The sequence below is a fragment of the Streptomyces hygroscopicus subsp. hygroscopicus genome, assembly GCF_030269125.1.
Lineage (GTDB): Bacteria > Actinomycetota > Actinomycetes > Streptomycetales > Streptomycetaceae > Streptomyces > Streptomyces hygroscopicus_C.
In genome coordinates, this window is the sequence record NZ_BSSM01000001.1 from 774,475 (window position 1) to 799,651 (window position 25,177).

A 25,177-nucleotide genomic window follows, 5' to 3' on the forward strand; every position below is an offset into this window, starting at 1 on the left:
GCCGGGCGGACGGCTTCGTAGGGTGGCCTGTCGTGAGCGATTCTCCGATCCCCGCCGAGAACCCCCGCGACGAGGCCCCGCAGTTCGTGCTGCCCCTCGTCGTCCGTATCGAGCGCGACGCGCCGCCCGCCCGTACCGACGCGCTGGAGACGTCCGCGCGGGCAGTCCTGACACTGCTCGGCGACGAGCGGGCGCTCGGCGACGGCGAGTGGGCCGAGGCGGTGCGGAACTGGGAGGACGCCCGGATCCGCAAGGTGGTCCGGCGGGCCCGGGGCGCGGAGTGGCGGCGCGCCGGGACGCTGCCCGGCATCACGGTGACCGGCAAGTCCGCGCAGGTACGGGTCTTCCCGCCGATCCCCCTGGACGGCTGGCCCAAGGACCTGGCCAGGCTCCAGGTCTCCGGCACCGAGCTCGACGACCCCGAGCCGCCCCTCGACGCCGACCGTGCCGAGCCCGTGCTGTGGCTCAACCCGGAGCTGGCGATGTCCGCCGGCAAGACCATGGCCCAGACCGGGCACGGCGCCCAACTGGCCTGGTGGGCCCTGTCCGAGGAGTCCCGCGCCGCCTGGCGGGACGCCGGCTACCCCCTCTCCGTCCGCACCGCCGGCCCCGCCCAGTGGACCCGGCTCACCCACAGCGGCCTGCCGTTGGTCCGGGACGCTGGTTTCACGGAGATCGCGCCGGGTTCCTGCACGGTGGTCGCGGACCATCCGGCGCTGCGCCGGAGCGGCCCGCTCGGCTAGGTTCTGCCCGGCGGTCCACCGGTGGAGCCGTGATCGGACCGCCGCGGCGGCGCGGACGCCGCGGACGACGCGGGCGGGCAGGAGGCCGCGTTCCGCCGCCCGTCCGCGCCGCTCCCGGGCCGGGCGGCTTCCCGGTACGGTGCGCGGCCGATGAGCCGCTCCGCCCGGCCGGCCCCGCCGGCCGGCGCGTGCCGCAGTGCGACATCTTCTTGTCTTCTGTGTAACGGCGGTGTGTCCGGCTGCCCGCGGGATCCGGCCGGCCCCCGCCGGCTCGGGCATCCGGGGTTCCGCAACTTCCCTCCGCCGAAGCGAACTTGAGGGGCATCGCCGTCCCGCGACGTGACCGCGGGCCTCGGGCGCACCCGTTCCTGGAGCCGATGCCCGAGAGCCGCCCCGCGAAAGTCGCCGCTAGCGGAGTCACGAACCCAGGTGTTTACTGAGGCATCCCAATCGGCCTATTCCAGTAGACGTCTGGAAGGTGCTTCAGCATGCCATCGACCTCAGGACCGGCTTCCTCCGGCCGGCGCACCCTACTCAAGACCGTTCTCGCCGGGGCGAGCGTGCTGTCGGCCTCGGCGCTCCTGGAGGCGTGCGGGGCCCAGCCGTCCGGGAAGGCGTCCGCCGGCGCGGCCGCGACCGCCGGCGCGGACACCGGCAAGCAGATCGCCCTCCTGCGCGTGGCCCTGCCCGGCTCGCTCTCCAACCTGTATCCGGGCCAGGAGTCCGGCATCCTCAACTACATCGTGGCCGGCATCTGCATGGAGGGCCTGTTCGGCGTCGATCCGTCGGGGCAGCTCGTGCCCGGCCTGGCGACCAAGGTCCGCAAGGCAGGCGCCAAGCGGTACGTCTACACGATCCGGTCGGACGCGAGGTTCCAGGACGGCAGCTCGGTCACCGTGGCGGACATCCTCTACTCCATCGAGCGGGCCCGGGACACCGCGACCTCCCCGAGCACCGCCGCCTACTGGGCGGACCTCGACACCGCCGAGCAGACCGGCGACCACGAGATCACCCTCACCAGCAAGAGCGGCGACGAGTCCTTCGTCTGGCTCCCCTCCAACGCCGACGCCCTGTGGATCCTCCCCAAGAGCACCTGGCGGAAGGCCGGGGGCAGGATCGGCACGGCCTCCGCGCTGCCGCTGGGCTCCGGCCCGTACAAGGTCACCGACTTCGCCCCCGACTCGCACGTGGAGTTGGAGCGGGTGGACACCTGGTGGGGCACCGCCCCGAAGGCCGCCAGGATCCGGTTCGACTTCATCCCCGACGACAACACCCGGCTACTGGCCTGGAAGGCCGGCAAGGCGGACCTCGCGCTCAACGTACCGCCGGCCGCCTTCCGCCAGTGGGAGAGCGCCCCGCGCACCCGGGTCGTCTACAGCCCGGACCGCTCCTACGTCGGACTGACCTTCAACACCACCGTCAAACCGTTCGACGACGCGCACGTGCGCAAGGCCATCGCCCACGCCGTCGACCGGCAGGCGATCGTCCGGGACATCCTGCGCGGCCACGGGGCGGTCGCCACCGCGCTGTCCACCCCCGAGCAGTTCGGCGGCCTGTGGAGCTCCGCCGAGGCCACCCGGCGGCTGGCGGCGGTCCCGCAGTACGACTACAGCCTGGACGAGGCCCGGCGGGAACTGGCCGAGTCCTCCGTGCCCAAGGGCTTCACCACGAGCATCTCCTACCCCGACACCGGCCCGCAGCTGGGCACGGCCGCGCTGGCGCTGGCCGCCGACCTGAAGAAGATCGGCATCACCCTGCACGTCGAGGAACTCCCCATCGAGCAGTGGCTCTCCCGGCTCGGCACCCACCCGGGCCTCGGCTACATGTGGTACTTCAACACCACCGGCGACCCCGGTGAGCTGGCCTCCTGGCTGCTCGGCGCGGACAACCCCGCCCGGTACGCCAACCGCCGGGTCACCGCCCTGCTCACCGAAGCCGGAACCGAGGCGGACCCGGCGAAGCGCGCCGAGCTGCTGATCCAGGCGCAGAGCGCCCAGGCCGCCGACGTCGCCTACGCGCCGTTGTGGTGGGGCCAGTCCGCCGTCGCGCTGACCGACGCGGTGGGGCTGAAGGACTACACCTCCTACACCCTGCTGGGTGAGTGGCCGAGCCGGGTGTACGCGGCGAGATGACCCGGCAGATCCTCGTCTTCCTCGTCCGCCGCCTGGGCATGACGGTGCTGCTGCTGCTCGCGCTGTCGCTGCTGGTGTACGGGCTGATGTTCCTTGCGCCCGGGGACATCGCCCGCAATCTGCTGGGCACGAGGAACGCCACACCGCAGGCGCTCGACCAGGTCCGGGCGCAGTACCACCTGGACAAGCCCTTCCTGTGGCAGTACACGCACTGGCTGTCGCACGCGCTCACCGGTGACTTCGGCACCTCCATCCGCACCGGTGCGCCGGTCGGCCGGATGATGCGCGAGCGCCTGGGTCTGACGGCGGCGGTCTCCGGTCTCGCCTTCCTGCTGTCGGTGCTGGCCGCGGTCCCCGCCGGGGTGGTCGCGGCGCTGCACCGCGGTGAATGGCTGGACCGGGCGCTGGTGGGCTGGTCCGTGGTCGGGATCAGCGCCCCCGGGTTCGCGGTGGGCCTGATCCTGCTGTACGTGTTCGCGGTGGGCCTGGGCTGGTTCCCGGTCTACGGGACCGGCTCCGGGTTCCTCGACAGCCTGTGGCACCTGGTCCTGCCCGCGGTCACCCTCGCCCTGGGCCTCGGAGCCTTCGTGGTGAAGCTGACCCGGGCGGCGGTGGCCCGCGAGCTGGACGAGGACTACGTGGTCTTCGCCCGCAGCCGGGGCCTGGGACGCGCCAGGGTGCTGGGGATCGTGCTGCGCAACGCCGCCGTCCCCGTCCTCACGAGCCTCGCGCTGATGGTCGGCTACCTGTTCGGCGGCACCCTGCTGGCCGAGGTGACCTTCGCGCTGCCCGGCCTGGGCGCGCTCCTGGAGCAGTCGGTCCTGTTCAAGGACTTCCCGGTGGTGCAGGCACTGACCGTGGTGGTGGCCGTGTTGATCTCGCTGACCGCGCTGCTGGCCGACCTCGCCTATCTGACGGTCGACCCGCGCATACGCAACCGGATGGCGCGGTGAGGAGAACAATGAGGACGACAAGAAGCCGAGGGCCGCTGGCCCCCGCCCTCTCGGCCCTGCTGCTGGTGGCCGCCGCGCTGTGCGCGGCGGCGGGCACCCTGATCGCCCCGCACGCACTGGACCAGAACCTCTACACCGGTGTGGTGGGCGCCGGGGTGGACGGCCATCTCCTCGGCACCGACCAGCTGGGGCGCGACATCCTGCAACTGTCGGTCGCCGGGGCGCGCTCGGCGCTGGTCGGCCCGGTGCTGGTGGCCTGCGGCTCCATGCTGCTCGGCGCCTGGCTCGGCATGATCGCCGGCTACCACGGCGGAGTGCTGGACGCGCTCGTCGGCCGCTACACCGATCTGGTGCTGGCGCTCCCCGCGGTACTGCTCGCCGTGGTGGTGGCCGGGCTGCTGGGCGGCGGCTACTGGGTCACCGTCGCCGTTCTGACGGTGCTGTTCTCACCCTCGGACGTCCGCCTGGTCAGAGCCGCCGTACTGGAGCAGACCACCCGCCCGTACATCGACTCGGCTCGGCTGCTGGGCATCAGGCCCGGACGGATCATGATCCGGCACATCCTGCCCAACATCGTGCCCACCGTCGTCGCCAACGTGCTGCTCAACGTGGCCTTCGCCCTGGTCGCGCTGTCCTCGCTGTCCTACCTCGGACTCGGTGCGCCCCCGGGCGCGCCGGACTGGGGAAGACAACTGGCCGACGGCCGTGACCTGCTCGGCGACAACCCGCTCGCCTCGATCGTCCCGGGAGTACTCATCATCCTCACCGCGACCGCCGTCAACCTGCTCGGCGACTGGGTCTTCGAGCGTCTGGACCGTACGGTGGCGGTCCGATGAACGCGCCGCTGCTGCGCGTCCGCGGTCTGCGGGTCACCGGCCCGCAGGGCACCATCGTCACCGACGTGGACCTCAGCCTGGAACACGGCGGCACGCTGGGCGTCGTCGGCGAGTCCGGCTCCGGGAAGTCGCTCGCCGTGAAGGCGCTCAGCGGCCTGCTGCCGCGCGGCCTGCACGCCACCGGCGAGATCGAACTGGACGGCGAACCGCTGGACCCCGACGGCTCGGCGCCGCAGTGGAGGCGGATCCGCGGCTCCCGGATCGTCACCCTGCCGCAGGATCCGTTCACCTCCCTCTCGCCGCTCCACCGCTGTGGAACACAGATCGGCTGGGCGGTGGCCGACCGGCACCGCCGCGCCCAGCGGGTGGCCGAACTGCTGGCCGAGGTCGGGCTGCCCGCCGAGGTGGCCCGCCGCCACCCCTTCGAACTCTCCGGAGGAATGCGCCAGCGGGTGGCCATCGCCGCCGCCCTCGCGGGCGACCCCCAGCTGCTCATCGCCGACGAGCCGACCACGGCCCTGGACGTGAGCACCCAGGCCGAGGTGCTGGACCTGATCGCCCGGTTGCAGCGCGTCCGGCGGATGGGCGTCGTCCTCATCACCCATGACCTCGCCGTGGCCCGCAGCCGCGCCGACCAGATCATGGTCATGTACGCCGGGCGCGTGCTGGAGAGAGGTCCGGGCAGCGAGGTCCTGGAGCGGCCCGCACACCCCTATACGGCACGGCTGGCCGCCTGCGACCCGCCGCTGGACGTGCGGCTGGCGTCGCTGCCGGCCATCCCCGGATCGGTGCCGCCACCGCACACCGTGGGCGTCGAGTGCTCCTTCGCGGCGCGCTGCGCCCTGACCGTCGACGCCTGCCGCACCACCGTGCCCCGGGCGGTCGAGGTGCGCCCCGGCCATCTGGCGGCCTGCCTGCGGATCGGACAGGCCGACCCGCGGCCGCCGGTCGCCGAGGCACCCGAGCACGGCGGTGCGCGGGAGGGGGCCGCCCCGGCACTGACCGTCCGCGGTCTCGCGAAGCGCTTCCGGGGCGCCCCGCACCCGGCGCTGGACGGGGTCGACCTGACGGTACGCCAGGGCGAGGCGGTCGCCGTGGTCGGCGAATCAGGCTCCGGCAAGACCACGCTGGCGCGCTGCATCGTGGGCCTGGAGCGGCCCGACGAGGGCACCGTCGAGATTCCCGGCCTCCCGGCCGGACCCCAGCGGATACAGATCGTGTTCCAGGATCCGTACTCCGCGCTCAACCCCGGCCTCACCATCGGTGCCTGCCTGCGTGAGGCGCTGGCCGTCGCCGGGCGGCCGGCCTCGGATGTGGCCGGACTGCTCGCCCTCGTCGGGCTGCCCGCCGACCACGCCCGCCGCCGGCCCCGCGCGCTGTCCGGCGGGGAACGGCAGCGGGTGGCCATCGCACGGGCACTCGCCCCGCGCCCCAAGGTCCTGATCTGCGACGAGTCGGTGTCCGCGCTGGACGTCTCGGTGCAGGCCGGGGTGCTCAACCTGCTGTCCAGGCTGCGCCGCGAACTGGGGCTGTCCCTGGTCTTCATCACCCACGACCTGGCCGTGGCCCGGCAGGTCGGGGACCGGGTGCACGTCATGTACCGGGGGCGTGTGGTGGAGAGCGGTCCGGCGCACACCGTGCTGTCCGCCCCCACCCATCCGTACACCCGGCGCCTGCTGGCCTGTCGGCCCGCCGCCCGTTAGCCGCGGCGGGAGCCGGGCCACGCCCGGCACCCCGAGCGAGAAAGAGGAAGAACCCGTGTCTGTGCACGTCGACGTACTACCGGTGACCGGCGATGTGGCCGACGTCGCCGACGGGCTCGGCGCCCTGCCCGAGGAACTGCTGCGGCGCTGGAGCCGGCGCGGCGGTGTCCAGGTCGCCACCCTGGCCACCGCCAGGGTCGACGGCGAACTGGTGGGAGCCGCCTTCGAGGTACACCGCCCGCTGACCGCGTACCGGAAGATCGTCGACGTCTGGGCGCCGGAACCCCCCACCGAGCGGCTGCTGGTCGAGACCCTGGAGCAGCGGGCCTGGCGCGAGGGGGCCGTCGTGGTCAAGCGCGAGTTCCGTGCCCGGGACGACGCCTGGCGGCGCTCGCTGGACTACGGCTGGGCGGAGGCGCCGGCCCCCCGCTGGGCCGGACCGGTGGCCGGACCGCACCAGCCCGGAACCGTCTTCGGCCAGGTGCGCCACCGCGGCGGAGCACCCCGCCGGACGGTGCCCTACATGCGGCAGACCACCGACTTCACCTGCGGGCCGGTGGCACTGCAGATGGGCCTGTCCGCGCTCGGGCTGCTCGCGCGGCCCACCCGGGAGGACGAGCTGCGGCTGTGGCGCCGGGCCACCACCGCCGGCGGCTGCGACCCGCTGGGCCTCGCCCTGGCGGCGGCCGACCGCGGCGCGGTCCCCCAGGTGCTGTTGTCCACCGAACGGCCCGTCCTGCTCGAACTGTGCCGCGACGACGAGGACCGGGATCTGCACGCCTTCGTCCAGCGGGGCTTCCGCGCGGAGGCCGCCGAGCGCGGCCTGAGCGTGCGCACCGAGACCTTCGACCTGGACACCCTGCGCGCGGCACTCGCCGACGGCGCCCTCGCGCTGGTCCTGGTCGAGCAGTTCGGCATGCACGACGAGAGCTGTCCGCACTGGATCGTGGTGCACGACGTGGACGGGGACACCTTCTACGCCAACGATCCGTGGACCGACGCGCACCTGGGCGAGACCTACCTGGACGCGCACGACCTCCCGCTGCCCGCGGCGACCCTGGACCGGCTGGCCTGGTACGGAAAGCCCAGCTACCGGGGCCTGCTGCTGCTGCGCGGCGAGGGCTTGGGCCACTGAGGCGCGGGGCACCGGCACCGGGCGGCCCTCATGCGTCCGGTGTCCGCCCGGCGGCCGTCACTCCGAAGGCATCGACAGCACGGTGACCAGCCGCACCGGCCGCCCGCCCGCGACGTACCGGTGCTCGGCCTCGCCGGAGAAACGCACCGCCTCACCCGTCCGCAGCGGCACCGACCACTGCCCGACCTCCAGCGTCACCTGCCCGGACACCACATAGGTGAACTCGTCGGACCCGCGGCCGTGCGGGGCGCTCTCGTGGGAGTGCCGGGCGGCCACGGTGGCCTCGTAGAACTCCACACGACGCCGGTCCGGGCTGGAGAACAGGGTGCGGGTACCGGCCTCCACGACATGGGCCGGCAGCACCTGCGGCTCGTAGAGCGGGGTCCGGATCAGCTCGGCGAGATCCAGGCCGAGGGCGGCGCCGACCGCCAGGAGCACCTCCAGGGTGGGGTTGGCGACCCCCCGCTCCAGCTGCGACAGCAGGGCCTTGCTGACACCCGCGCGGTCGGCGAGGTCGCGAAGACTCAGTTCCTGGGCATGCCGGGCGTATCGCAGATTCGCGGCAATCGCCGAGCGCAGCCGCTCCGTTGCGTCGTTCATCCCCGGGAACCCTACATGGCCCCGGGCACGGCCCGGCCCCGGCCGGCGGACACCTCCGCGGGACCGCGGCGGCGGCGGATCCCGACGCCGTGCACCGCGGCGTGCCTCCCGGGCGGGCACCGCGCCGGGTGCGGTCCCCGGCCGCCGCGCTCGGGGCCGGTCACCGCCGAGTCCCGCTGCGCGCGCCGTACGGCGGGGGGACGCGCGGCCGCTCCCGAGCGGCGGCGGGTCGTCACGCCCGGCGTGCGGGCCGGTCGGTCCGTCCGGGCGCCGGGCTCCCCGCCCCCTCCTTCGACGACCACCGCGGACGATGCCGACGGCCGGCCCGAGGAGGCGGGCGCGGCCGACTCGTCGGAGATCCGCTTGCGCCGGGCCGAACCTCAAATGTTGCTCTGAAGGCGGCCGGAGGGGATTCGGGACGGGCCGGCGGGGTCATGTACGACGCGGGCGCCGGGGGCGCGGAGGGGGACGGTCATGCGGAGACTGGGAACGGGGATCGGCTGGCGGCCGGAGATCGCTGACGCGGTGGAGCGCATGCCCGGCATCGAGTGGGTGGAGGTGGTGGCGGAGAACGTCTGTCCGGGCCATCTCCCCGAGTCGCTGGGCCGGTTGCGGGAGCGTGGGGTCACCGTGGTGCCGCACGGGGTCTCCCTCGGACTCGGCGGCGCGGAACGCCCCGACGCCGGGCGGCTCGCGGCGCTCGCCGAGCGTGTGGAGGCGCTCGGATCGCCGCTGGTCACCGAGCACATCGCGTTCGTGCGGGCGGGTGGCGCGCTCACCGCCTCGCCGCGGCTGGAGGCGGGGCATCTGCTGCCCGTGCCGCGTACCCGGGACGCGCTGGACGTGCTGTGCGAGAACGTGCGCATCGCGCAGGACGCGCTGCCGGTGCCGCTCGCCGTGGAGAACATCGCCGCGCTGTTCTCCTGGCCGGGTGAGGAGCTGACCGAGGGGCAGTTCCTGTACGAGCTGGCCGAGCGGACCGGCGTACGGCTTCTCGTCGACGTGGCCAACCTGCACACCAACCACGTCAACCGGGGGGAGGATCCGGCCCGAGCGCTGGGCGAGCTGCCCCTGGAGGCGATCGCCTACGTCCATGTCGCGGGCGGTGTCGAGCGGGACGGCGTGTGGCACGACAGCCACGCGCATCCCGTGCCGGACGCGGTGCTCGGCATCCTGGCCGACCTCGTCGCGCGGGTGGCCCCGCCCGGGGTCCTGCTGGAGCGCGACGAGAACTTCCCCGAACCGCGCGAGCTGGAGCGGGAGTTGGCGCGGATCAGAAAGGTGGTGGAGGGCGGGGGCCGGGTGGACTCGGCCGCGCGGCCCGGTCCGTCGGCGCGCGCGGGGGACGCGGATGCCGGGGAGGCGCGTCAGCGGCTCGGGGTCGCACAGGCCGCCGTCCTGTCCTCGCTGGTGGCCGGGACACCGTTGCCCGAGGGGTTCGACCGGGCGCGGATGGGGGTGCAGGCGCGGGCACTCGCCTCGAAGCGCGCGGATGTGGTGGCGAAGGTGGCGCCCGAACTGCCGGTGATGCTGGGGGCGTCGTACCGGGAGGCGTTCGCGGAGTACGCGCGCGAGCGGCCGATGCGCGGGGGATACCGGTGGGACGCGCTCGACTTCGCGGGGTTCCTGATGGAGGGGGAGCGGGCCGGGGTGCCGCGGCGGGAGCTGCGGGAGTGGTGGCTGGACCGGTCGGGACCGGCACCGAGGGGACGGATGGCACGGGCGGCACACAGAGCGCTGTCGCGACGGACCCGAACCACGACACCCCCACACCCGGCAACGGACCCGAACCGGCGGCAACCACGGCAGTGGTGACCACACCGGTCAGGACCGGCACCGAGGGGACGGATGGCACGAGCGGCACACAGAGCACTGTCGCGCCGGACCCGAACCACGACACCCCCACACCCGGCAACAGACCCGAACCGGCGGGACCCGCTCCGCATGTGAAAAGACCTGGCGTCCACCCGCGCCCCTGACGTACAAAGCACCTCATGCTCTGGCTCCTCCTCCTGCTCCCCGCCTGGGTGTTCGCCGGTACGGCCTGCACTCGGCTCTGCCTGGCGGCGGTCCGCGCCGCGGCGACGGACACGGGCACGGACCGCGGAGCGGGGGGCGCGGAACGCGATCTGACGCTGTACGAGGCGGCGTTCCTGTCCGGAGGGCCCACCCGCGTCGCCGACGTCACCCTCCTCTCCATGGCCCGCCAGCGACGCCTGCTCCTCGCCCACACCGGCTGGGCCACCGTCGTCGACCCGCACGGCCGGGACGACATCGAGCGGTCCGTCATAGGAGCGATCGGCCCCGAGGGCCAGTCGAGGATCGCGCCGGTGCGCACCCGCGCGGCCCGCGCCGACGCCGTGCGCCGCCTCGCCGACCGCCTCGTGCGGACCGGCCTCGCCGTCCCCGACACCGCGGGCCCCACCATCGGCGCGGCGGTACGCCAGGTGCGGACCGCCGCGCTCGCCGTGGCGGTCCTCGCCGTCACCGCGCTGCTGCTGCCCGCGCAGGCCGACACCTCGCGGCTCATGGTGGGCCTGTGGTTCCTCCTGCCGTTCACGCTGTCGCTGAGCTGCCTGGCCATCGCGCGGTTCGAGGTGCACCCGTACTCGCCCTGGGCCTCCCCCGCCGGGCAGCGGCTCCTGGGCGCGCTGCTGCGGCAGCGCGGCGGCGCGGAGCGGCCGTTCCTCGTGTCCGTCGCACTGCGCGGCATCCGCGCCATCGGCGAACCGGAGCTGCGCGCCGCCTTCGCGCACCGCGACGCGCCGCGCGGGGAGTAGGGGCGCGTCGGGGCACGGCCGGCCGACACCGGCCGGGCGGTGCTTGCCTTCCCCCACGACGGACCGAAACATCCCTGGTGTCCACCGCGGGAACGAAGGGATGCCGGATGAAAGCCGTCGCCCTCCACTCGGCCGCCGCCTCCTTGCTGCTGACCACCCTGGCCACCGCTCCGGCCGGGGGTACCGCGCGAGATGTCTCCGGCGCCGCCGAGCCGCGCGGCACCACCGTGGCCGCCCTCCGGGCCGGCGCGACCGGAATCCACTACGGCGCCTGCGACCCGGCCGACGTGCCGCCCGTCCCGCACTCCCCCGCCGGCCTGCGCTGCGGCACCGTGTCCGTCCCGCTCGACTACGCCCGCCCCGACGGCGAGCGGATCCGGCTGACCGTCAGCCGCACCCCCGCCACCGGCCGGGACGGCGAGCGCGCGGTCCCCCGGCAGGGCGCCCTCGTCTACGACCCGGGCGGCCCCGGCGCCTCCGGCATGTACTTCGCGCTGGCCGGCACGCTGCCCGTCTGGCAGCACGTCGCCGCCGCGTACGACCTCGTCGGCCACGCCCCGCGCTCGGGACCCGGGCTGCGTTTCTTCACCTCCCTGAACAACGCGCGGGACCTGGAGGTGCTGCGGGCCGCGCTGGGCGAGGACCGGCTGACGTTCATGGGCGCGTCGTACGGCACCTACTACGGCTCCCTGTACGCGGCGATGTTCCCCTCCCACGTCCGCCGGATGGTGCTGGACGCGGCGGTGGACCCGGACCCGGCCAAGGTCTGGTACCGCGGCAACCTCGACCAGCCGGCCGCGTTCGAGAGGCGCTGGGCGGACGTGCGGGACTGGATCGCGCGGCACGACGACGTCTACGGGCTCGGCGACACGCCGAAGAAGGTGCAGGCGGTTACGACACGGCGGCCGCGCGGCTCGCCCGGAGGCCGGCGGGCGGGAAGGTCGGGCCCGGCCAGTTGCAGAACGTGTTCCTGACGGCCGGGTACGACGACGACTACTGGCCGAGCCGGGCCGCCGCCCTCTCCGCCTATCTGCGCGGCGACCCCGAGCCGCTGGTCGCGCTGGCCTCACCGCGAGCCGGGTCGGCCGCGGCGGCGGAGAACGGCGCCGCGGTGTACACGGCCGTCGAGTGCAACGACGCGCCCTGGCCCAGGGACTGGGCGGTGTGGGACCGGGACGACACCCGGCTGGCCCGCGTCGCGCCCTTCGAGACCTGGGACAACGCGTGGATGAACCTGCCGTGCGCGTACTGGCCCGCGCCCCGGCAACGGCCGCAGGACGTGCGCACCGCCCCCGGCGCGCTGCCCGCCGGTGCTGATCCTCGCGGCCGAGCGGGACGCGGCGGCGCCGTACCCGGGGGCCCCGGAGATGAACCGGCGGCCGGCCGGCTCGCTGCTGGTGACCGAGCGGGGCGCGAGCACGCACGGTATCGGGTGGCGGCCCCAACGGCTGCGTGAACAGCTGTACGAACGACTACCTGCTGAAGGGCCGCCTCCCGGCGCGGAACGCGTCGTGCGCGCCCCGCGCCGAGCCCGAGCCCGGCCGGGGCCGGGCAGCGGGCTGAGCCTCAGGCCAGCCCGGCCACCAGGTCCGCCACGTCCTTGCGGCGGCCCGTGAAGAACGGGATCTCCTCGCGGACGTGCATGCGGGCCTCGGAGCCGCGCAGGTGGCGCATGAGGTCGACGATGCGGGCCAGCTCGTTCGCCTCGAAGGCGAGGATCCACTCGTAGTCGCCCAGCGAGAACGAGGCGACGGTGTTGGCGCGCACGTCCGGGAAACCGCGGGCCATCTTGCCGTGGTCGGCGAGCATGCGGCGGCGGTCCTCGTCGGGCAGCAGGTACCAGTCGTACGAGCGCACGAAGGGGTAGACGCTGATGTAGTCGCGCGGCGTCTCGTCGGCGAGGAACGCCGGGATGTGCGAGCGGTTGAACTCGGCGGGGCGGTGCAGCGCCATGTTGGACCACACCGGCTCCAGCGCGCGGCCCAGCTTGGTGCGGCGGAAGAGGTTGTACGCGTCCTGGAGCTGGTCGCTGGTCTCGGCGTGCCACCAGATCATCAGGTCCGCGTCGGCCCGCATGCCGGAGAGGTCGTACGTGCCGCGGATCGTCACGTCCTTCGCGGCGAGCTGGTCGAACAGCTCCTGCACCTCGTCGGCGTAGCCCGCGCGGTCGGTCGGCAGCACGTCCTTCAGCTTGAAGACCGACCACAGCGTGTAGCGGATGACCTCGTTCAGGTCCTTGGCCAGCTTGCCCTTGTTGGGGACCCTGCCGGTCTCGATGATGGGGGCGTCGTCACTCATGTTCCTATTCTCCTGCTCCGCCGTGAAGGCTCTGCACCGGGTGGGCCGTCAGCTCCTCGACCCCGCGCAGATCACCGGACAACTGGTCGACGGCCGCGTTCGCACTGGCGACGCACGCGGGGATGCCCACGCCGTCGTACTGCGCGCCGCAGACCGCGAGGCCCGGCAGCTTGGCGATGTGCTCGCGGACACGGGCCACGCGCCCGTGATGCCCGACCGGGTACTGGGGCAGCCCGTCGGTCCAACGGGTGACCCGGGTCTCGACGGGCGCGGCCTCGATGCCGACGGCCTCGCGCAGATCGTCCCGGGAGACCTCGACCAGGTCGGCGTCGTCGCGGCCGAGGACCGCCGTCTCGCCGTACCGCCCCACCGAGGTGCGCAGCACGACGGTGTCCGGGTCCTCCTCGGCGATCCAGCCCCACTTCTGGGAGGCGAACGTCGAGGCCTTGATGGTGCGTCCGTCGACGGGCGGCACCAGGAAGCCGCTGCCCTCGGGCAGGGACAGGTCGGCACGCCGGTAGGCGAGGGTGACCAGCGCCATCGACGCGTACTCCACGGCGGCCAGTTCGGCGGCGGCCACCGGGGACTCGGGGCGCAGCAGCCGCGCGGCGGCCGGGGCGGGTACGGCGACCACCACGGCGTCGGCGTGCAGCGGCTGCCCGCCCGCGGTGACGCGCCAGCCGCCGGCGGGGTCGCGGCGCAGCTCGGTGACGGGGGTGTTCGTGCGGATCTCGCCGCCGCGCGAGCGGACGGACTCGGCGACCGCGAGCGGCAGGGTGCCCACGCCGCCCTCGACGCCCATGAAGACGGGCCCGGTCTGCTGCGCGGCCGCGGCCCTGGCCTGGATCTCGCGGACGCCCTCGGTGAGGGAGGCGTGCGCGCGGGCGGCCTGGAAGAGCTGGGGGACGGCGGAGCGCATCGAGATGCGGTACGCGTCGCCCGCGTACACCCCGCCGAGCAGGGGTTCGACCAGGCGGTCGACGACCTCGCGGCCGAGCCGGGCCGCCACGTACTCGCCCACCGCCACGTCGTCGCCGACCTCGGTGCGGGGCAGCACGGCGTCCTGCTCGATGCGGGCCAGGCCGTCGTCGGACAGCACACCGGCGAGCGCGGCGGCGGTGCCGGGCACGCCCATCACATGGCCCTTGGGCATGGGGCGCAGCGCGCCGCGGGTCCAGATGGCGGCGCTCGCGACGGCCGGGGGCTGGAGCCGGCCGGCGAGGCCGACCTCGCGGGCGAGGTTCACGGCCTCGGGGCGGCGGGCGAGCATCGACTCGGCGCCGAGGTCCACCCGGACTCCCGCGATCTCGCCGGGCAGCAGCTTGCCGCCGACCCGCTCGGACGCCTCCAGCACCGTCACCCGCGCGCCGCGCTCCAGCAGCCGGTGCGCGGCGGCCAGACCGGCGATACCGGCTCCGATGACGACGACGTGCGAACTCGTACCCGTTGCGCTCATGGTCCCCACTCTCTCAAACCCCGGCGAGCGTCCTGATAGGGCCGTAGGTCCCGCTCCGCCCGGCCACCAGGACCCCGGCGCCGGAGCCCCCGGGCGGACCCCGCCCTCAGGGCTCCCGGGCCGCATGGGCACGGGCCCTCGCGTGACGGTACGGCCCCGCGCCCCTCGGGCGTGTCCCGCGCGGCCGCCCGGACGCGACCGGCGCGGCGGGCGTCCAACCCCGCGTCCCCGGGCCCCGCCCGGCCCCCGCCGCCGTGTCCCCGCCCGCCGGGACCCTCTAGCGTGTCCCCATGAGCATGGGTCAGGGGCGGGAACGGCTGGTCGTGATCGGTGGCGATGCCGCGGGCATGTCGGCGGCGTCGCAGGCGCGGCGGCAGAAGGGGACCGAGGAGCTGGAGATCGTGGCGTTCGAGCGCGGTCGCTTCACCTCGTTCTCGGCGTGCGGCATCCCCTACTGGGTGGGCGGCGCCGTCCCCGGGCGGGACGACCTGATCGCCCGCACCCCCGAGGAGCACCGCGCCCGGGGCATCGACCTGCGGCTGCGCACCGAGGTCACGGAGATCGACGTGCCGGGGCAGCGGGTACGCGCGCGGGACGTCGGTTCCGGAGCCGAGTCGTGGACGTCGTACGACAAACTGGTGATCGCCACCGGCGCGCGCCCGGTTCGCCCGGATCTGCCCGGCGCGGACGCCCCCGGAGTGCACGGGGTGCAGACCCTGGAGGACGGGCAGGCGCTCCTCGACACGCTGGCCCGCACGCGGGGGCGGCGCGCGGTGGTCGTCGGCGCCGGGTACATCGGCGTGGAGATGGCCGAGGCGCTGATCGACCGGGGTTTCGAGGTGACGGTCGTCAACCGCGGCCGGGAGCCGATGTCGACCCTCGATCCCGACATGGGCCGCCTGGTGCACCACGCCATGGAGGGCCTGGGCATCACCATGGTGAACCGCGCCGAGGTCACCAAGATCCTCACCGGCGAGGACGGCCGGGTCCGCGCGGTGGCCACGCAGCACGCCGAGTACCCGGCCGACGTGGTGGTCCTCGGCATCGGCGTCCGCCCGGAGACCGCCCTCGCGCGCACCGCCGGGCTGCCGCTCGGCGCCCATGGCGGGCTGCTCACCGACCTGGCCATGCGGGTGCGCGGCCACGAGAACATCTGGGCGGGCGGCGACTGCGTGGAGGTGCTCGACCTGGTCTCCGGGCAGGAGCGGTACGTCCCCCTGGGCACCCACGCCAACAAGCACGGCCAGGTCATCGGCACCAACGCGGGCGGCGGCTACGCCACCTTCCCGGGCGTGGTCGGTACGGCGGTCAGCAAGGTGTGCGACCTGGAGATCGCCCGTACCGGACTGCGCGAGAAGGACGCGCGCCGGGTGGGCCTGGAGTTCGAGGCGGTGACCATCGAGTCGACCAGCCGGGCCGGCTACTACCCGGGGGCCTCCCCCATGACGGTCAAGATGCTCGCCGAGCGCCGCACCGGTCGGCTGCTGGGCGTGCAGATCGTCGGACGCGAGGGCGCGGCCAAGCGGGTGGACATCGCGGCGGTGGCGCTGACCGCGCGGCTGACGGTGGAGCAGATGACCGCCCTCGACCTCGGCTACGCGCCGCCGTTCTCGCCGGTGTGGGACCCGGTTCTGGTGGCCGCGCGCAAGGCGGCCCAGCTGGTGCGCGGGAACTGACCGGCGCGGGGATCACTCGAATGGCCGGGGTCTCGCCGGGCACTACTCCTGTGTGGTCATCCCCGTCCGTGACATCAATCCGGTGCGCCGCACCCCCTGGGTGACGTACGCCCTGATCCTCGCGAACGTCCTCGTGTTCCTGTCGACGCCCGGCATGGCCGGTTCCCTGACCGGCGCCGGGAACCTGGCGCAGCTGTGCCATCTGGAGGCGTTCCTGGACCGCTTCGCGGCGGTCCCGAGGGAACTGATCCACCACCAGGTGCCGCACCTCGTGCCGACGGGCGGGGTGGGCGTCGGCCCGCACGGGCCCGGCTGCGTGGTGGCGCCGCGCGCTTTCCACAAGTCGCCGCCGCTGTCGGTGTTCACGGCGATGTTCGTGCACGGCAGCTGGCTGCACCTGCTGGGCAACATGCTGTTCCTGCTGATCTTCGGCAACAACGTCGAGGACCGGATGGGCCACATCCGCTACTTCGTCTTCTACGTCGTCTGCGGCTACGCGGCCGGGTACGGCTTCGCCCTGCTCAACGCCGGTTCGGCGGAGCCGCTGATCGGCGCGTCCGGGGCGATCGCCGGGGTGCTCGGCGCCTACATCGTGCTGTGGCCGAGGGCGCGGGTCTGGGTGCTGGTGCCGCTCCTGGTCTTCCTGCCGCTGCGGCTGCCGGCCTGGCTGGTGCTCGGCTTCTGGTTCGGGCTCCAGGCCGTGTACTCGTCCGGGCAGGGGCTCTCCGGCGCGGGGACCGTGGCGTACGCGGCCCACGTGATCGGCTTCCTCGTGGGCCTGCTCGTCGCCCTGCCGCTCAAGCCCGGCACACCGCCACCGCCGGAGCCGCCCGGCCTGCTGTTCGGCAGGCGCGCGCGGCCCTACTCCACGTGGTGAGCGTCAGCGGGCGCCGGCGCAGTGGACGTACTCCACGAGCCGGGTCAGCTCGTCCGGGTCGGTGTGGGGCATCACGCCGTGGCCGAGGTTGAAGACATGCCCCTCCAGACCCGCGGCGGCGTCCAGCACCTCCTGGGCCTTCGCCTCGACGGCGTCCTTGCCGGCGAACAGCACGGTCGGGTCCAGATTGCCCTGGAGCGCCTTGCCGGGGCCGACGCGGCGGGCCGCCTCGTCCAGCGGGACGCGCCAGTCGACGCCGACGACGTCCGCGCCGGCCTCGCCCATCAGGCCCAGCAGCTCGCCGGTGCCCACGCCGAAGTGGAGGCGCGGGACGCCGTACTCCGCGACCGCGTCGAAGACCTTGGCCGAGGCGGGCAGCACCGAGCGCCGGTAGTCGGCGGGGGCGAGCGCGCCGGCCCAGGAGTCGAACAACTGCACCGCGGAGGCGCCGGCCTCGATCTGGACCTTCAGGAAGGCGGCCGTGATGTCGGCGAGGCGGTCGAGCAGGTCGGCCCACAGCTCGGGGTCGCCGTACATCATCGCCTTGGCGTTCTCGTACGTCCGCGACGGGCCGCCCTCGACCAGGTAGCTGGCCAGCGTGAAGGGGGCGCCGGCGAAGCCGATCAGCGGGGTGGGGCCCAGCTCGCGGGTGAGCATCCCGATGGCCTCGGTGACGTACGAGACGTCCTCGGGGGTGAGGTCGCGCAGCCGGGCCAGGTCGGCGCGGGTGCGGATCGGCTGCTCGACGACCGGGCCGACGCCGGGCTTGATGTCGAGGTCGAGACCGATGGCCTTGAGCGGGACGACGATGTCGCTGTAGTAGATCGCCGCGTCCACGCCGTGCCGACGCACCGGCTGGAGGGTGATCTCGGTGACCAGCTCGGGCCGCGCGCAGGACTCGAGCATCGGAATGCCCTCGCGCACCTTGCGGTACTCGGGCAGGGAGCGGCCGGCCTGACGCATGAACCACACGGGGGTGTGCGGCACCGGTTCACGCCTGCACGCCTTGAGGAAGGCGCTGTCGTACGTCGCGGTCGGCTGCTTGCCCCGGGGGGCCTCGTTGGCGGTCACGGGGAAAGTCTCGCACGACCGCGTCGAGGGACCGTGCACAGGCGGCGGGGAACCGCACGTCGCGGGGTGTCCTGCCTGCGCAGAGGCCCGGTTCCCCTTACTCTTCCCCGCATGGCTGCGGCTCACGGACACAGGTCGGATGGCGCTGACGGATTGGGCGACGTGAAGGACACCGAGGAGGCGGACCGGCACTCGGATGCCGCGGGTCCGCCGGCGTTCCGGACCGCGGTCGACGCTCTGCGCGGCTGCCGGCTGCGCCCGCAGGTGGAGGTCGAGCCGACCCCCGCGCCGCAGCGGCTCGCGCCGTACGCGTACGCGCTGGAGGCGGTGGTGGTCGACGGCGAGCAGGAGCTGGCCGACGGGCGCCTGGTGCTGCTGCACGACCCGGCCGGGCACGACGCCTGGCGGGGCACGTTCCGCCTGGTGACGCTGGTGCGGGCGGAGCTGGAGCCGGAGATGGCGGCCGATCCGCTGCTGCCGGAGGTGTGCTGGTCCTGGCTGACCGGGGCGCTGGGGGCGCGCGGCCTCGGCTACGGCGAGCCGAGCGGCACCGTCACGCGCGCGAGTTCGCACTACTTCGGCGGGCTCGCCGACCGGCCGCCCGCCTCGCAGATCGAGATCCGGGCCTCCTGGACGCCGCGGGAGGGGCTCGGCGGCGTGCCGGACGCGGCCGCCCACCTGGTCTCCTGGTGCGATCTGCTGGCCCAGGTCGGGGGCCTGCCGCCGGCCGGTCCGGGCGACGCCTCGGTGGTGACGCTGCCGCAGCGCAGGGGCCCGCAGTCCCGGTGATGTGACGGCGCGCGCAGGGGCCCGCAGTCCCGGTGATGTGACGGCGCGTCACGACCGCCGTCCCCCTCAAGGGCGTCTTATTGACCATCTCTTTGTCGATACGGCCACATTGCGCACTCGAATCGCATCCGCTCGGACCGATTCGATCTTCGGGTGATCGATCGCGTGTCCGAATTGTACGGATTGTTACTCACTAGATCGTGATCACTCTCTAAAGGCGGACAGGTTTGCTGCCGAAGACGACTGTGACCTTGAAAGCACGGTTCGTCCCGGCTTCTTCCCCACAAGCCGGCCCCGTCCCCCCACCCAGGAGGCCTGGTGTCCGTTCTCCTTGAGCAACCCGCAAGCCTGGTCGCCTACCGCCCGAACAAGCCGACCGCCATGGTGGTCGTGGCCGACCCGCGCGTGCGTTCCACCGTCACCCGCCACCTGTGGGCGCTCGGTGTGCGCGACGTGATCGAGGCCTCGTCCATCGCGGAGGCTCGTCCCCGCATCGGCAACCCCCGCGACATCTGCGTCGCCGACGTCCACCTGCCCGACGGCTCCGGCCTGACCCTGCTGTCCGAGACCCGCGCCGCGGGCTGGCCCAACGGGCTCGCCCTCTCCGCCGCCGACGACATCGGGGCGGTCCGCAACGCCCTGGCGGGCGGGGTCAAGGGCTACGTCGTCACCGGCACCCGCACCAACATCGGGCTCCCCACCCGCCCCGGTGCGGCCCCCCTCGGCGCCGCCGCCCGCATGCACCGCCGCCCCCCGGGTGCCCCGAGCCACCCGGGCGGCTACCGCGAACTGTCCGGACGCGAGGTCGAGGTGCTGCGACTGGTCGCGGAGGGCCAGTCGAACAAGGCGATCGGCGTGTCCATGGGCCTGTCCGCCCTCACCGTGAAGAGCCACCTCGCCCGCATCGCCCGCAAGCTGGGCACCGGCGACCGGGCCGGCATGGTCGCCGTGGCCCTGCGCACCGGGATCATCCACTGACCGCCTCCGCTCCCCCGCCCCCTTCTCCGTCCACCTCCCCCTACGCCCCGTCTCCCCCTACGCCTGCCCCTCCACCGACCGCTTCCGGAAAGCGACCGGTTCACTCGCGTGAACCGGCGGTTTCACCGGGCTGACTGGTTTACGACCCCTCGGCGCCCGTCGACGGAACGTTCCGGCGACGGGTGCTGTCCACGCATGGATACCCTTGACAGGTGACCGACGCCCAAGACACCGCAGCAGACAGCACCCGGCGCAGCAGTGGAGGCACGCCTCCCGACGACGCCGGATCTTCTGTGACGGAGGCGCCGACACCCCTGCTCGAACCCCGTGAGGGCATTCCGCCCGTGATCGCCGACGAGGCCGCGCTCGCCGAGGCGGTCGCCGCCTTCGCCGCCGGCTCCGGGCCCGTCGCGGTGGACGCCGAGCGCGCCTCCGGGTACCGCTACGGCCAGCGCGCGTATCTGGTGCAGCTGCGCCGCGAGGGCGCCGGCACCGCACTGATCGACCCCGTCGCCTGCCCCGACCTGTCCGCGCTCGGCGAGGCGCTGTCCGGCGTGGAGTGGGTGCTGCACGCGGCCACGCAGGACCTGCCGTGCCTGCGCGAGATAGGCATGCTCCCCACCCGGCTGTTCGACACCGAGCTGGCCGGCCGGCTCGCCGGGTTCCCCCGCGTCGGCCTCGGCGCGATGGTGGAGAACGTCCTCGGCTTCGTCCTGGAGAAGGGCCACTCCGCCGTCGACTGGTCCACCCGCCCGCTGCCCGAGCCCTGGCTGCGCTATGCCGCGCTCGACGTCGAACTCCTCGTGGACCTGCGCGACGCCCTGGAGAAGGAGCTGGACCGCCAGGGCAAGCTGGAGTGGGCCCTCGAGGAGTTCGACGCGATCGCGAGCGCCCCGCCGGCCGAGCCCCGCAAGGAGCCGTGGCGCCGTACGTCCGGGATGCACAAGGTACGGCGCCGCCGGCAGCTGGCGGTCGTACGGGAGCTGTGGGAGACGCGGGACCGTGTCGCACAGCGGCGTGACGTCTCGCCGGGCAAGGTGCTGCCGGACGCGGCGATCGTCGAGGCGGCGCTGGCCGTGCCGGGCAACGTGCACGCCCTGGCCGCACTGAGCGGGTTCGGGCACCGGACCGGCCGGCGGCAGCTGGAGCAGTGGCAGGCGGCGGTGGACCGGGCGAAGGCCCTGCCGGAGTCGGAGCTGCCGCAGCCCGGACAGCCGGTGACGGGTCCGCCCCCGCCGCGGGCGTGGGCCGACAAGGACCCCTCGGCGGCGGCCCGCCTCTCCGCCGCGCGGGCGGCGGTGACCGCCCTCGCCGAGCGGCTTTCCATGCCACAGGAGAACCTGATCTCTCCGGACACGGTCCGCCGCGTGTGCTGGCAGCCGCCCGCCGTGGTCGACACCGGGTCCGTCTCCGCGGCGCTCGCGGGGTACGGCGCGCGTCCGTGGCAGGTGGAGCTGGTGACGCCGGTCCTGGTGGACGCGCTGTCTGCCAAGGGCGCGTGAGCGCCGCTGGAATGCGTGACGTCGAGCGGCCGCGGGTCTCCCGCGGCCGCTCGCGCGTTTCCCCGCGCCCCTGGCGCGACGCGCGACCGGGCCGCACAGATCGCGCCAACCTGCGAACCGCCGCGGCGCTCACCGGCGTCCGCCACCGGTGTGACCTTCACCGCTGGCCCCGGCAGGACTGGGCAGCTACATTACTCGCAAGTAGCATGGGCTTAAGCAAGCGCTCAGCGTCCCGCACCATGGAGGAGAGCCATCGTGCCTCGTACCGTCAGGGACGTCGTCTTCGTCGACGGCGTCCGCACCCCGTTCGGCAAGGCGGGCCCGAAGGGCATCTACCACGAGACTCGCGCCGACGACCTCGTCGTCAAGGCGATCCGGGAGCTGCTGCGCCGCAACCCCGGCCTGGACCCGAAGAAGATCGACGAGGTCGCCATCGCCGCGACCACGCAGATCGGCGACCAGGGCCTGACCCTCGGCCGCACCGCCGGCATCCTCGCGGGTCTGCCGCAGTCCGTGCCCGGTTACTCCATCGACCGCATGTGCGCCGGTGGCCTGACCGCCGTGACGTCCGTGGCCGGCTCCATCGCGTTCGGCGCCTACGACGCCGTCATCGCCGGTGGCGTCGAGCACATGGGCCGCCACCCGATGGGCGAGGCCGTCGACCCGAACCCGCGCTTCGTGAGCGAGAAGCTGGTGGACGAGTCGGCCCTGTTCATGGGCATGACCGCGGAGAACCTGCACGACCGCTACCCGAGCCTCACCAAGCTGCGCTCCGACGAGTACGCGGTGCGCTCGCAGGAGAAGGCCGCCAAGGCGTACGCCGACGGCAAGATCCAGCAGGACCTGGTGCCGATCTCGGTTCGCCGCACCACCGACGTGGGCGGCGAGACCGGCTGGGGTCTGGTGACCGCCGACGAGCCGATGCGCCCGGGGACCACCCTGGAGGGCCTGGCCAACCTCAAGACGGCGTTCCGCGTCCACGGCCGCGTCACCGCCGGCAACTCGGCCGGTCTGAACGACGGTGCCACCGCGTCGATCATCGCCAGCGAGGACTTCGCCCGCGAGAACGGCCTCCCGGTCAAGATGCGCCTCGTCTCCTACGCCTTCGCCGGCGTGGAGCCCGAGGTCATGGGCTACGGCCCGATCCCGGCCACCGAGAAGGCGCTCGCCAAGGCGGGCCTGTCCATCTCCGACATCGGCCTGTTCGAGATCAACGAGGCCTTCGCCGTCCAGGTGCTGGCCTTCCTCGAGCACTACGGCATCGCCGACGACGACGCGCGCGTCAACCAGTACGGCGGCGCCATCGCCTTCGGTCACCCGCTGGCCTCCTCCGGCATCCGTCTGATGACGCAGCTGGCCCGCCAGTTCGAGGAGCAGCCGCACGTCCGCTACGGCCTGACCACCATGTGCGTCGGCTTCGGCATGGGCGCGACGGTCATCTGGGAGAACCCGCACTTCGAGGGGGACAAGTGAGCACCACCGAGCTTCTGAAGCAGGCTTCGGACCTGTTCCCCGACGAGGTCGTCACCAGCGCGCACGTCCGCCACTTCGACCTCCCGTTCGGCGCCGGCCGCTTCGCGCTGATCACGCTGGACAACGGCCTGGACCACACCAAGCCGACCACCTTCGGCCCGGCCTCGCTCGCGAACCTGAACGCGGCGATCGACCAGGTCGAGAAGGAGGCGGCCGAGGGTGCGATCGCCGGTGTCGGCATCACCGGCAAGCCGTTCATCTTCGCCGTCGGCGCCGACCTCAAGGGCGTCGAGCTGCTGAAGGAGCACGAGCACGCGCTCGCCATCGGCAAGGGCGGCCACGAGGTCTTCAAGCGCCTCGCGGGCCTCGCCGTGCCGACCTTCGCCTACTACAACGGCGCGGCCATGGGCGGTGGCGTCGAGGTCGGCCTGCACTGCACCTACCGGACCGTCTCCCAGGCGATCCCGGCGTTCTCGCTGCCCGAGGTCTTCCTCGGTCTGGTCCCCGGCTGGGGCGGCTGCACCCTGCTGCCGAACCTGATCGGCGCCGACAAGGCCGTCTCGGTCATCATCGAGAACTCGCTGAACCAGAACAAGCAGCTCAAGGGCAAGCAGGTCTTCGAGCTCGGCATCGCCGACGCCATCTTCGAGGGCGCCGACTTCCTGGAGCAGTCGCTCCTGTGGACGGCGAAGGTCCTCAAGGGCGACATCACCGTCGAGCGCCCGGAGATCGACCGCGGCGAGGCCTGGGACCAGGCCGTCGCCAAGGGCCGCTTCATCGCCGACGCCAAGGTGCACGGCGCCGCCCCGGCCGCCTACCGCGCCCTGGAGATCATCGAGGCCGCCAAGAACGGCGACCTCCAGCAGGGTTACGACGCCGAGGACCAGGCGCTCGCCGACCTCATCATGGGCGGCGAACTGCGCGCGGGCATCTACTCGTTCAACCTGGTGCAGAAGCGCGGCAAGCGCCCCGCCGGCGCCCCGGACAAGAGCCTGGCCCGCCCGGTCACCAAGGTCGGCGTCGTCGGCGCCGGTCTGATGGCCAGCCAGCTCGCGCTGCTCTTCCTGCGCCGCCTGGAGGTGCCGGTCGTGCTGACCGACATCGACCAGGAGCGCATCGACAAGGGTGTGGGCTACGTCCACGGCGAGATCGACAAGCTGCTCGCCAAGGGCCGCATCCACCAGGACAAGGCCAACCGCCTCAAGGCACTGGTCACCGGTGTCCTGGACAAGGCCGAGGGCTTCGCGGACGCGGACTTCGTCATCGAGGCCGTGTTCGAGGAGATGAGCGTCAAGCAGAAGGTGTTCGCGGAGGTCGAGGCGGTCGCCCCGGCGCACGCGGTCCTCGCGACCAACACCTCCTCGCTGTCGGTGTCGGAGATGGCCTCCAAGCTCCAGCACCCCGAGCGGGTCGTGGGCTTCCACTTCTTCAACCCGGTCGCGATCCTGCCGCTCCTGGAGATCGTCCGCGGCGAGCGGACCGACGACGCCTCCCTGGCCACCGCCTTCGCGGTCGCCAAGAAGCTGAAGAAGACGGCGGTACTGGTCAAGGACGCCCCGGCGTTCGTCGTGAACCGCATCCTGACCCGCTTCATGGGCGAGATCCAGAACGTCATCGACGAGGGCACCCCGGTCGAGGTCGCCGAGAAGGCGGTCGAGCCGCTGGGCCTTCCGATGTCCCCGCTGGTCCTGCTCGAACTGGTCGGCCCGGCGATCGGCCTGCACGTCTCGGAGACCCTCAGCCGGGCCTTCCCGGACCGCTTCAAGGTCTCCCCGAACCTCAAGGCCGTGGTCGAGGCCGGCAAGCGCGGCTTCTACGTCTACGACAGCGGCAAGCCGGAGCTGGACCCCGAGGTCGCCGCGCTCCTCAAGCAGGGCGATGTCGTCCTGACCGAGGAGCAGGTGCGCGACCGCGTCCTGGACGCGGTCGCGCAGGAGATCGGGCTCATGCTGGACGAGGGTGTCGTCGCCGAGGCGCAGGACATCGACCTGTGCCTGATCACGGGCGCCGGCTGGCCCTTCCACCTGGGCGGCATCACGCCGTACCTGGACCGCGAGGGCGTCTCGGAGCGCGTGAACGGCAAGCCGTTCCTGGCCCCGGGCGTGGCGAGCGTTCCGGCCTGACACCGGTGACAGCGTAAAGGGCCCCCGCCGTGGCGGGGGCCCTTTCGCGTGC

19 protein-coding genes and 1 pseudogene are annotated in these 25,177 nt (G+C 73.5%); 16 read left to right on the forward strand and 4 right to left on the reverse strand.

Annotated features, from left to right (window positions below):
* Window positions 1–32: 32 nt before the first annotated feature.
* The 6 genes from QSK45_RS03270 to QSK45_RS03295 all read left to right on the forward strand — a co-directional run bounded on the left by QSK45_RS03270 (window position 33) and on the right by QSK45_RS03295 (window position 7,502).
* The gene (locus QSK45_RS03270; protein WP_285552983.1) at window positions 33–743 is read left to right on the forward strand and encodes a peptidyl-tRNA hydrolase; all 711 of its coding nucleotides are present in this window, start codon (window positions 33–35) and stop codon (window positions 741–743) included.
* Window positions 744–1,231: 488 nt separating this feature from the next.
* The gene (locus QSK45_RS03275) at window positions 1,232–2,875 is read left to right on the forward strand and encodes an ABC transporter substrate-binding protein (RefSeq protein WP_285552984.1); all 1,644 of its coding nucleotides are present in this window, start codon (window positions 1,232–1,234) and stop codon (window positions 2,873–2,875) included.
* Window positions 2,872–3,828 carry an ABC transporter permease gene (locus QSK45_RS03280; protein WP_285552985.1) on the forward strand — a complete coding sequence of 319 codons (957 nt, stop codon included), beginning with the start codon at window positions 2,872–2,874 and terminating at the stop codon, window positions 3,826–3,828. The genes QSK45_RS03275 and QSK45_RS03280 overlap by 4 nt, the downstream gene beginning before the upstream one ends.
* Before the next feature lie 8 nt (window positions 3,829–3,836).
* Window positions 3,837–4,664 carry an ABC transporter permease gene (locus QSK45_RS03285; RefSeq protein ID WP_285552986.1) on the forward strand — a complete coding sequence of 276 codons (828 nt, stop codon included), beginning with the start codon at window positions 3,837–3,839 and terminating at the stop codon, window positions 4,662–4,664.
* Window positions 4,661–6,367 (forward strand): ABC transporter ATP-binding protein, encoded by a 1,707-nt coding sequence (locus QSK45_RS03290; RefSeq protein ID WP_285552987.1) that lies wholly within the window; start codon window positions 4,661–4,663, stop codon window positions 6,365–6,367. The genes QSK45_RS03285 and QSK45_RS03290 overlap by 4 nt, the downstream gene beginning before the upstream one ends.
* Window positions 6,368–6,422: 55 nt before the next feature.
* Complete coding sequence (locus QSK45_RS03295) at window positions 6,423–7,502, forward strand: peptidase C39 family protein (protein WP_285552989.1); 1,080 nt, start codon at window positions 6,423–6,425, stop codon at window positions 7,500–7,502.
* Between the two features lie 57 nt (window positions 7,503–7,559).
* On the opposite strand, the gene QSK45_RS03300 is transcribed toward QSK45_RS03295, so the two are convergent.
* A complete protein-coding gene (locus QSK45_RS03300) occupies window positions 7,560–8,102 on the reverse strand; it encodes a helix-turn-helix domain-containing protein (protein ID WP_285552990.1) in 543 nt (180 codons plus the stop codon).
* Between the two features lie 474 nt (window positions 8,103–8,576).
* Here QSK45_RS03300 and QSK45_RS03305 point away from each other — a divergent pair, with 474 nt between their 5' ends.
* The 3 genes and pseudogenes from QSK45_RS03305 (at window position 8,577) to QSK45_RS03315 (ending at window position 12,445) form a co-directional block, all read left to right on the forward strand.
* The gene (locus QSK45_RS03305; protein WP_285552992.1) at window positions 8,577–9,917 is read left to right on the forward strand and encodes an MbnB/TglH/ChrH family RiPP precursor modification enzyme; all 1,341 of its coding nucleotides are present in this window, start codon (window positions 8,577–8,579) and stop codon (window positions 9,915–9,917) included.
* 179 nt (window positions 9,918–10,096) lie between these two features.
* A complete protein-coding gene (locus QSK45_RS03310; RefSeq protein ID WP_285552994.1) occupies window positions 10,097–10,882 on the forward strand; it encodes a TIGR04222 domain-containing membrane protein in 786 nt (261 codons plus the stop codon).
* A 107-nt stretch (window positions 10,883–10,989) separates the two neighbouring features.
* Window positions 10,990–12,445: pseudogene (locus QSK45_RS03315) on the forward strand (alpha/beta hydrolase).
* Window positions 12,446–12,448: 3 nt separating this feature from the next.
* On the opposite strand, the gene hemQ reads toward QSK45_RS03315, so the two are convergent.
* Both hemQ and hemG read right to left on the reverse strand, forming a co-directional pair.
* The gene (gene hemQ, locus QSK45_RS03320) at window positions 12,449–13,180 is read right to left on the reverse strand and encodes a hydrogen peroxide-dependent heme synthase (RefSeq protein WP_285552996.1); all 732 of its coding nucleotides are present in this window, start codon (window positions 13,178–13,180) and stop codon (window positions 12,449–12,451) included.
* Window positions 13,181–13,184: 4 nt separating this feature from the next.
* Window positions 13,185–14,636: a protoporphyrinogen oxidase gene (hemG, locus tag QSK45_RS03325; protein WP_285552997.1), complete on the reverse strand. Its 1,452-nt coding sequence runs from the start codon at window positions 14,634–14,636 to the stop codon at window positions 13,185–13,187.
* 290 nt (window positions 14,637–14,926) lie between these two features.
* Between hemG and QSK45_RS03330 the strand changes: the two genes are divergently transcribed.
* Window positions 14,927–16,312 carry an FAD-dependent oxidoreductase gene (locus QSK45_RS03330; protein WP_285552998.1) on the forward strand — a complete coding sequence of 462 codons (1,386 nt, stop codon included), beginning with the start codon at window positions 14,927–14,929 and terminating at the stop codon, window positions 16,310–16,312.
* Between the two features lie 52 nt (window positions 16,313–16,364).
* Complete coding sequence (locus QSK45_RS03335; protein ID WP_285552999.1) at window positions 16,365–17,189, forward strand: rhomboid family intramembrane serine protease; 825 nt, start codon at window positions 16,365–16,367, stop codon at window positions 17,187–17,189.
* Window positions 17,190–17,192: 3 nt separating this feature from the next.
* Here QSK45_RS03335 and hemE read toward each other — a convergent pair whose 3' ends face one another.
* Entirely contained in the window at window positions 17,193–18,260 is a 1,068-nt protein-coding gene (gene hemE / locus QSK45_RS03340; RefSeq protein WP_285553000.1) for a uroporphyrinogen decarboxylase, read from the reverse strand.
* Between the two features lie 111 nt (window positions 18,261–18,371).
* Between hemE and QSK45_RS03345 the strand changes: the two genes are divergently transcribed.
* The 5 genes from QSK45_RS03345 (at window position 18,372) to QSK45_RS03365 (ending at window position 25,125) form a co-directional block, all read left to right on the forward strand.
* On the forward strand, window positions 18,372–19,049 hold the full coding sequence (locus tag QSK45_RS03345; RefSeq protein WP_285553005.1) for a DUF3000 domain-containing protein: 678 nt from the start codon (window positions 18,372–18,374) through the stop codon (window positions 19,047–19,049).
* A gap of 318 nt (window positions 19,050–19,367) precedes the next feature.
* Complete coding sequence (locus QSK45_RS03350) at window positions 19,368–20,027, forward strand: response regulator transcription factor (RefSeq protein ID WP_030777669.1); 660 nt, start codon at window positions 19,368–19,370, stop codon at window positions 20,025–20,027.
* Window positions 20,028–20,239: 212 nt separating this feature from the next.
* Window positions 20,240–21,529 carry a ribonuclease D gene (locus tag QSK45_RS03355; RefSeq protein WP_285553007.1) on the forward strand — a complete coding sequence of 430 codons (1,290 nt, stop codon included), beginning with the start codon at window positions 20,240–20,242 and terminating at the stop codon, window positions 21,527–21,529.
* A 255-nt stretch (window positions 21,530–21,784) separates the two neighbouring features.
* A complete protein-coding gene (locus QSK45_RS03360; protein WP_285553009.1) occupies window positions 21,785–23,002 on the forward strand; it encodes a thiolase family protein in 1,218 nt (405 codons plus the stop codon).
* Window positions 22,999–25,125, forward strand: coding sequence for a 3-hydroxyacyl-CoA dehydrogenase NAD-binding domain-containing protein (locus QSK45_RS03365; RefSeq protein WP_285553011.1), 2,127 nt, complete (start codon window positions 22,999–23,001; stop codon window positions 25,123–25,125). The genes QSK45_RS03360 and QSK45_RS03365 overlap by 4 nt, the downstream gene beginning before the upstream one ends.
* Window positions 25,126–25,177 lie beyond the last annotated feature (52 nt).

Coding starts and splice junctions, on each gene's coding strand:
- QSK45_RS03275 (WP_285552984.1), top strand. CDS start 1,232: ATGCCATCGACCTCAGGACCGGCTTCCTCCGGCCGGCGCACCCTACTC.
- QSK45_RS03305 (WP_285552992.1), top strand. CDS start 8,577: ATGCGGAGACTGGGAACGGGGATCGGCTGGCGGCCGGAGATCGCTGAC.
- QSK45_RS03280 (WP_285552985.1), top strand. CDS start 2,872: ATGACCCGGCAGATCCTCGTCTTCCTCGTCCGCCGCCTGGGCATGACG.
- QSK45_RS03330 (WP_285552998.1), top strand. CDS start 14,927: ATGAGCATGGGTCAGGGGCGGGAACGGCTGGTCGTGATCGGTGGCGAT.
- QSK45_RS03300 (WP_285552990.1), bottom strand. CDS start 8,102: ATGAACGACGCAACGGAGCGGCTGCGCTCGGCGATTGCCGCGAATCTG.
- QSK45_RS03290 (WP_285552987.1), top strand. CDS start 4,661: ATGAACGCGCCGCTGCTGCGCGTCCGCGGTCTGCGGGTCACCGGCCCG.
- QSK45_RS03310 (WP_285552994.1), top strand. CDS start 10,097: ATGCTCTGGCTCCTCCTCCTGCTCCCCGCCTGGGTGTTCGCCGGTACG.
- QSK45_RS03345 (WP_285553005.1), top strand. CDS start 18,372: ATGGCTGCGGCTCACGGACACAGGTCGGATGGCGCTGACGGATTGGGC.
- hemG (WP_285552997.1), bottom strand. CDS start 14,636: ATGAGCGCAACGGGTACGAGTTCGCACGTCGTCGTCATCGGAGCCGGT.
- hemQ (WP_285552996.1), bottom strand. CDS start 13,180: ATGAGTGACGACGCCCCCATCATCGAGACCGGCAGGGTCCCCAACAAG.
- QSK45_RS03285 (WP_285552986.1), top strand. CDS start 3,837: ATGAGGACGACAAGAAGCCGAGGGCCGCTGGCCCCCGCCCTCTCGGCC.